Here is a 7,147-nt window from a genome sequence, read left to right on the forward strand (position 1 = left end):
CGCGATCACATCCGGAAGACGCCGTAGGAAACCGGTTCGAGCGGTGCCTGCGCACACACCGAAAGGGCAAGTCCGAGTATGGTTCTGGTATCGGCAGGGTCGATGACGCCGTCGTCCCAGAGCCGCGCGGTCGAGTAGTACGGATTGCCCTGATGTTCGTACTGTTGTCGAATCGGCGCCTTGAATGCCTCCTCGTCCGCGGCCGACCACGGTTGTCCGCTGCTGTCGAGTTGATCTCCGCGCACCGTCGACAGCACCGAGGCGGCCTGCTCGCCGCCCATCACCGAAATTCGCGCGTTGGGCCACATCCACAGGAAGCGCGGTGAATACGCGCGCCCGCACATCGAATAGTTGCCCGCGCCATACGATCCGCCGATCACCACGGTGAGCTTCGGCACTCGTGCGCAGGCCACGGCGGTGACCATCTTGGCGCCGTGTTTGGCGATACCACCCGCCTCGTAATCGCGCCCGACCATGAAACCGGTGATGTTCTGCAGGAACAGCAAGGGAATCGTGCGCTTATCGCACAGTTCGATGAAATGTGCGCCCTTCATGGCGGATTCGCTGAACAGCACACCGTTATTGGCGATGATGCCGACCGGATGGCCGTGGATGTGCGCGAATCCGGTGACCAGCGTCTTACCGTATTCGGCCTTGAATTCGTGGAATCCGTTGTCTGCGTCGCTGCCACCGTCCACGAGCCGGTGGATGACCTCGCGCACGTCATACGGGGTGCGCAGATCGACGGGGACCACGTCGTACAGTTCGGACTCCGGCTTCGCGGTCGCGACGGTCGCCCGCACCTCCCACGGGCTGGCCGGGCGCGGGCCGAGCGTGGCCACGATGCGGCGCACGATACGCAGCGCGTCCTGATCGTCCTCGGCCAGGTGATCGGTGACTCCCGAAGTGCGCGAATGCAATTCGCCGCCGCCCAGGTCCTCGGCGCTGACCACCTCGCCGGTCGCGGCCTTCACCAGCGGCGGTCCGCCGAGGAAGATCGTGCCCTGATTGCGCACGATCACCGCCTCGTCGCTCATCGCGGGTACGTACGCACCGCCGGCGGTGCAGGAACCGAGTACCGCGGCGATCTGCGGAATACCCTTGGCGCTCATGGTCGCCTGGTTGTAGAAGATGCGTCCGAAGTGCTCCCGATCCGGGAAGACCTCGTCCTGGCGCGGCAGGAACGCACCGCCGGAATCGACGAGATACACACACGGTAATCGGTTCTGTAATGCGACCTCTTGGGCGCGCAGATGCTTCTTCACCGTCATCGGGTAGTAGGTGCCGCCCTTGACCGTGGCGTCATTGGCCACGATCACGCATTCCCGACCGGAGATCCGGCCGATACCGGTGATGATTCCGGCGCCGGGACATTCGTCGTCGTACATGCCGGTCGCGGCCAGCGGTGAGAGTTCCAAGAATGGGCTGCCCGGATCGAGCAGTTGGTCTACCCGCTGCCGGGGGAGCAGCTTGCCGCGGGCCACATGCCGCTCGCGTGCCTTCGCGGGTCCGCCGAGCGCCGCGGCGGCCAGCCGGGCACGCAGATCCTCCCGTAGCTCCCCATGTGCCGCGCGGTTGTCGACCCCGACCTGTTCGGTCACCGTCATCACGCCGTCCTGCCATCCAGTTAGTCGCCAATAACTGAAATTCAGGTTAATCTTGATTAACCAAGATGTCCAGGTGTGCTGAAAGGAGCACGTGTGACCAGCACCGACCCCGTCGCGCCCACCCGCAGGGAACAACTCAAGCTGCAGCGAAGGGCGCAGCTGCTCGACGCGGGTGCCCGGCTCATCGCCGATCGCGGCTTCCTCGGCGTGCGCCTGGACGACCTCGGCGCGGCCGTCGGGATCAGCGGGCCCGCGGTCTACCGACACTTCCCGAACAAGGAAGCCCTGCTGGTCGAACTGCTCGTCGGGGTCAGTCAGCGGTTGCTCGACGGTGGTAAAGCGGTGGTGGCCCGGACCGGGTCGGCGCGCGAGGCGCTGTCCGGGCTGGTCGATTTCCATCTGGACTTCGCGCTCGGCGAGCCCGAACTCATCCGGATCCAGGACCGCGACCTCGAGAACGTGCCGGTCGGCCCCAGGCGCGAACTGCGACGCACCCAGCGTCAGTACGTCGAGATCTGGGTGGCGGTGCTGCGGAAGTTGCATCCGGAGCTGCCGGAGGAAACCGCGCGGGTCCAGGCCCACGCGGGCTTCGGCTTGATGAACTCCACGCCGCACAGTGCAACCAATGCCACCGCCGCTCGGACCCGGCCGGTGCTGCGGCAGATGGCGCTGTCGGCGTTGGGCTAGGCCGGCCGCGATCACCGCGCGGTCCACCCGCCGTCCATCGTGTAGGACGCGCCGGTGACCATGCCGGCATTCGGCGAGGCGAGCCAACCCACCAGTGATGCGACCTCTTGCGGTTCCACGAGGCGCTTGATCGCGCTCTCGGTGAGCAGCACCCGCTCCAGCACCTCCCGTTCGTCGATGCCGTGGGCCTTGGCCTGATCGGCGATCTGCTTGTCCACCAATGGTGTTCGGACATATCCGGGATTGACGCAGTTGCTGGTGACGCCGTGGCGGCCGCCCTCGAGCGCGGTCACCTTGGACAAGCCCTCCAGTGCATGTTTGGCCGTCACATACGCGACCTTGTATTCGGACGCGCGCAACCCGTGCACCGAGGACAGGTTGATGATTCGACCGAAGCCCCGCCGATACATCTGCGGCAGTGCCGCGCGGATGAGCAGGAACGGCGCCTCGACCATGAGGGTCATCAGGGTCCGGAAGCGCTCCGGTGGGAAATCCTCGATCGGATTGATGCTCTGCACACCGGCGTTGTTCACCAGGATGTCCACATCGAGGGTGAGTTCTTCCAGTCCGGCGACGTCGAGAAGGTCTACGGCCCAGGATTTTCCGTCGAGCTCGGCGGCGAGTGCCTTCGCGCCCACGTCATCGATATCGGCGATGGTGACGGTGGCGCCGCGGGCCGCGAGTTCTCGGGCGCAGGCGGCGCCGATGCCGCTGGCGCCGCCGGTGATCAGGGCGCAACGTCCGGTCAAATCACTCATGTGAGCTCCGCTCGAAGGTTGTCGGCCGACGCTGCCGCAACAGGTGCCGATTGTGTGGCGAGGGTTTGCGCGTCGGCGGTGTCGATGCTCTCCAGTGCGATACCTTTCGTCTCGCGCGCGAACAGGACCGCGATCGCGGTGATCGCCGCGGCCGCGGCCAAATACAGCGCGATCGGTACTGCCGACTTGTAGCTATCGAGTAGACGCACGGCGATGATCGGGGCGAGCGATCCGGCCACGATCGAGGTGACCTGATAACCGAGGGAGACACCGGAATACCGCATCCGGGTCGGGAACATCTCGGCCATGATCGCGGGCTGGCCCGCGTACATGAGGGCGTGGAATATCAGACCGATGATGATCGCGGACATGATGATCGCGTTGTGGCCGCTGTCCATCATGGGGAAGGCGAAAAAGCCCCAGGTGCCCGCGGTGAGCGCGCCGACCAAGTACACCGGCCGCCTGCCGAAGCGATCGGAGAGTTCGCCCGCCAACGGAATCATGACGAGGTGCACGGCATGTGCGGCCAGCAGCCACCACAGGATGACCTTGGTGTCGACATGCACATGCACCTTCAGATAGGTGATGGTGAAGGTGACCACCAGATAGTAGAGGATATTCTCGCCGAATCGCAGACCCATGGCGGTGAATACACCGCGCGGGTAGCGCCGCAGCACCTCGACGACACTGAGCGAATTGGCCTTGATCTGTTCGATTTCCTGCTGTGCCGCAACGAAAATGGGCGCGTCGGTGACCTTGGTGCGGATGTAGTAGCCGATCAGCACGACCACCGCGGACAACCAGAACGCCACGCGCCAACCCCAGCTCAGGAAGGCGGCGTCGGACAGCGTCGAGGTCAATGCCAGTAGCGCGACCGTCGCCAGCATATTGCCCACCGGCACCCCGGCCTGCGGCCAGCTCGCCCAGAAACCACGGCTGGAGTTCGGACTGTGTTCGGCTACCAGCAGTACCGCACCACCCCATTCGCCGCCGACCGCGAAGCCCTGGATGAAGCGCAGGACGACCAGCAATGTCGGTGCCCAATAGCCTATTTGGGCGAAAGTCGGCAGACAGCCCATCAGGAAGGTCGCGCTACCAACGAGTACCAGACTCAATTGCAGCAGTTTTTTGCGGCCGTATTTGTCACCGAAATGTCCGAAGACGACACCGCCCAACGGACGTGCGGCGAAGCCGACGGCGTAGGTGATGAAGGCGGCGAGGATCGCGTCGAGATCGCTGGTGCCCTTGGCGAAGAACACCTTGCTGAAGACGAGCGTCGCGGCCGTGCCGTAGAGGAAGAATTCGTACCACTCGACGACGGTGCCCGCCATGGACGCGGCCACCACCCGCCTGAGCCCCGCCGGTATCCCGCCGGGATCGTTTCCCGTCGGCCCCATCGCATCGCGCACGCTCATCGAACTTCTCCTTCATGACCGGGGGCCACATCTGGCGACAAAGTGTGATGGCCCCCACATTGCTCGGTCGGAACGAGTATTCGTGCACATATCTTCGGCCGCAATGACCAGTTGTGCAGGGCGCGTCTGCGAGAATGCAGATATGAGCTCGGCCGCCTCGGGTCCCAGGCGCCCCAGCGCGGATGATCTGCTGGTTCTGCTCGCTGTCGGGCGGTCCGGACGCTTCGTATCCGCCGCCGAGGAGCTCGGGATCAACCACACCACGATTTCGCGTCGTATCGCCGCACTGGAGCAGACGCTGGGTGGGCGGGTGCTCACCAGGGTGACCGGCGGTTGGGAATTGACCGATCTCGGGCGGGAGGCATTGGCGGCGGCCGAGGCGGTGGAGTCGGCGGTCAAGTCACTGGCTACCGATTCCGGTGGCACCCGGGTGCTGGGGGGTGTGGTTCGGCTCTCGGCGACCGACGGATTCAGTGCCTATATGGCCGCACCGGCCGCCGCCGAGGTACAGCGGCGGCACCCGAAGATTTCCGTCGAGATCGTCGCGGCGACCCGTCGCGCATCCCAGCAGCGTTCGGGTCTGGATATCGAAGTTGTGGTGGGTGAACCACAAGTACACCGCGCCCGGGCAATTCGGTTGGCCGATTACTGCCTCGGGCTCTACGGTTCACGTGACTATCTGCGTGAACACGGAAGACCCACGGCCATCGAGGACCTCGCGCGCCACTCGCTGATCTACTTCATCGATTCGATGCTGCAAGTCGACGATTTGGACCTGGCTTCCAGTTTCGCGCCCGCGATGCGTGAATCCGTCACTTCCACCAATGTTTTCGTACATGTCGAAGCGACTCGCGCGGCCGCGGGCCTCGGTTTGCTGCCCTGCTTCATGGCTGATCGGCACGACGATCTGATCCGAGTGCTTCGCAACGAAGTCTCCGTTCGGCTCACCTATTGGCTGGTCACTCGCACCGAGACATTGCGCAGGCCGGAGGTGGCGGCGGTAGTCGACGCGATTCAGGTTCGGGTGCGGGAGCAGCGGAATGTTCTGCTCGGATTACCGGAGTAACTCAACAGCCGGGCGCAGTATTCGGCGGTGCGCCGGTGATCCACGGTATGGACCTAGGGTTGGGGGATGGCCTCACTCTCGGATCCCGAAGTACACGAATTCCTCTCCCATGGCACGCGAACCGCGAAGGTCGCCTTCGTGACCTCCGACGGCCGCCCGATCGTGACCCCGGTGTGGTTCATCCTCGAGGGTGACGAACTGGTCTTCAATACCGGCAAGGCCACGGCGAAGGGCAAGGCCTTCGCCCGCGACCCGCGCATCGCGGTGGTGGTCGACCTCGAGGAAGCGCCGTATTCGTCTGTTCAGATCCAGGGCACCGTTTCCCTGTCCGAGGATCCCGACGAACTCCTGCGCACCGCGACAGAGATCGGCGGCCGCTATATGGGCGCGGACCGCGCCGAGGAGTTCGGCAAGCGCAACGGCGTGCCCGGCGAACTGGTGGTCCGGCTGCGCCCGAGCAAAGTGATCGCCCACTTCGACGCGACCGACTGAGCTCCTCCCTAGACTCACCTCCATGACCGTGCATTTCATCGGGGCCGGGCCGGGCGCGGCGGACCTGCTGACCGTTCGCGCGGTCGAGCTGCTGCGCACCGCCCCCGTCTGTCTCTACGCGGGCACCTACCTGGACCCCGAGGTGCTCGCGCATTGTGCGCCCGATACCGAATTGATCGACACCCAACATCTGGATATCGACCAGATCACCGGGCATCTGGTGCGCGCCCACCGTGGCGGTAAGGATGTCGCCCGCCTCTGCTCTGGCGACCCTTCCCTGTATTCGGCCCTCACCGAACAAACCCGCCGCCTCGACGCCGCGAACGTGCCATGGGACCTCACCCCCGGCGTCCCCGCCTACGCCGCCGCTGCCGCCCTGCTCGGCACCGAGCTGACCGTCCCCGAAGTGGTTCAGTCGGTGGTCCTCACGCGCGCGCAGGCACGCTCGACCGCCATGCCCGAATCCGAGGCTCTGACGAACTTCGCCCGGACGCGGGCCACGTTGGTGCTGCATCTGGCCATTACCCGCATCCGCCTACTGGTGGCCGAACTGATTCCCGCCTACGGCGCCGATTGCCCGACCGCTGTGGTCTACCGGGCCAGCCAACCCGACCAACTGGTGCTGCGCGGCACCCTGACCGATATCGCCGACCAGGTCGAATCCGCAGGTCTGCGCCAAGCCGCTGTCATCCTCGTCGGCCGCGCGCTCGCCCCGAATCCGTCCTGCACGCAGTCCCATCTCTACGATCCGGCCCGCGATCGCCACCGACCTTCGCAAGCGGTGTGAGATCACTGACAGTTGTCCAGCGAACTTGCGATGTGTCCTTGCCTGCGTTGATGTTTCCCGGCTATGAGAGGTGATTGGTCGGCTGGCGGCGACGACGGTAGATTGTTTCGGTGATCTGCATTGAATTTCCCGGCGGAGCCGGTCGGTGGGCGGCGGGCATGGTCGCGCCCATGTAACGAGGTCGGCCTGGCGGGCAGATAGTGCCAATGAACATTTTTGCTTGATTGATGAGAACTGAACGCGGGAACACAGACGCCACGCTCGCATAGGTGCGCGTCCGCGTCCCGGTGTTCGTCGGGGAGCGCTCGCGTGGTGTTCCGGAAGCGAGGTTACGG

At 64.9% G+C, this 7,147-nt stretch carries 7 protein-coding genes; 4 read left to right on the top strand and 3 right to left on the bottom strand.

Annotation, left to right across the window (positions count from 1 at the left end; genetic code table 11):
- Window positions 1-5 precede the first annotated feature (5 nt).
- Complete coding sequence (locus ACW2Q0_RS16260; RefSeq protein WP_457190857.1) at window positions 6-1,607, bottom strand: carboxyl transferase domain-containing protein; 1,602 nt, start codon at window positions 1,605-1,607, stop codon at window positions 6-8.
- Between the two features lie 93 nt (window positions 1,608-1,700).
- Between ACW2Q0_RS16260 and ACW2Q0_RS16265 the strand changes: the two genes are divergently transcribed.
- Window positions 1,701-2,294, top strand: coding sequence for an SACE_7040 family transcriptional regulator (locus ACW2Q0_RS16265; protein ID WP_457190859.1), 594 nt, complete (start codon window positions 1,701-1,703; stop codon window positions 2,292-2,294).
- 11 nt (window positions 2,295-2,305) lie between these two features.
- Here the strand turns inward: ACW2Q0_RS16265 and ACW2Q0_RS16270 are convergent, their stop codons facing one another.
- Both ACW2Q0_RS16270 and ACW2Q0_RS16275 read right to left on the bottom strand, forming a co-directional pair.
- Window positions 2,306-3,052 (bottom strand): 3-hydroxybutyrate dehydrogenase, encoded by a 747-nt coding sequence (locus ACW2Q0_RS16270; protein WP_457190861.1) that lies wholly within the window; start codon window positions 3,050-3,052, stop codon window positions 2,306-2,308.
- Window positions 3,049-4,467 (bottom strand): MFS transporter, encoded by a 1,419-nt coding sequence (locus ACW2Q0_RS16275; protein WP_457190863.1) that lies wholly within the window; start codon window positions 4,465-4,467, stop codon window positions 3,049-3,051. Before ACW2Q0_RS16275 ends, ACW2Q0_RS16270 begins: the two co-directional genes overlap by 4 nt.
- Before the next feature lie 142 nt (window positions 4,468-4,609).
- Between ACW2Q0_RS16275 and ACW2Q0_RS16280 the strand changes: the two genes are divergently transcribed.
- From ACW2Q0_RS16280 to cobM, 3 genes are all read left to right on the top strand, one after another.
- Window positions 4,610-5,533 (top strand): LysR family transcriptional regulator, encoded by a 924-nt coding sequence (locus tag ACW2Q0_RS16280; RefSeq protein ID WP_457190865.1) that lies wholly within the window; start codon window positions 4,610-4,612, stop codon window positions 5,531-5,533.
- A 66-nt stretch (window positions 5,534-5,599) separates the two neighbouring features.
- Complete coding sequence (locus ACW2Q0_RS16285; protein ID WP_457190867.1) at window positions 5,600-6,025, top strand: PPOX class F420-dependent oxidoreductase; 426 nt, start codon at window positions 5,600-5,602, stop codon at window positions 6,023-6,025.
- Between the two features lie 22 nt (window positions 6,026-6,047).
- The gene (cobM, locus tag ACW2Q0_RS16290; RefSeq protein WP_457190869.1) at window positions 6,048-6,812 is read left to right on the top strand and encodes a precorrin-4 C(11)-methyltransferase; all 765 of its coding nucleotides are present in this window, start codon (window positions 6,048-6,050) and stop codon (window positions 6,810-6,812) included.
- Window positions 6,813-7,147 lie beyond the last annotated feature (335 nt).

It is taken from the genome of Nocardia citri (genome assembly GCF_054065835.1).